Origin of the sequence: Sphingobium sp. CCH11-B1 (assembly GCF_001556865.1) — a bacterium.
Classification (GTDB): Bacteria; Pseudomonadota; Alphaproteobacteria; order Sphingomonadales; family Sphingomonadaceae; genus Sphingobium.
Genome location: NZ_LSJY01000035.1, coordinates 1 through 268, shown reverse-complemented (window position 1 = coordinate 268; position 268 = coordinate 1). Strand labels below are relative to the sequence as shown.

Here is a 268-nt window from a genome sequence, read left to right as displayed (position 1 = left end):
GGCTCAAGCAACACCGCGGCGCGACCGATGAGACGATCCGGCGCTACCGGGCCGATATCAGGCGGCTCGCGCCTATGCTCGGCGAGCCTTCACAATGGGATGCAGCCGTCCTCAGACGGGCGTTTCAACAACGAAGCAAGGAGACGCCGGGTTCGGCATCACTGCTCGTCACGATAATACGGAGCTATATTCGGTTCCTGGTCGTGCAGGGTATTTGCCGTCCAGCTTTGTTGCACGCGATCCCATCAGTGCAACGCTACCGTCTTTC

General features: G+C 60.1%; 1 pseudogene. It reads left to right on the top strand.

Annotated elements, in window-relative coordinates:
- A pseudogene (locus AX724_RS22630) lies at positions 1-268 on the top strand (site-specific integrase); the annotation flags it as partial.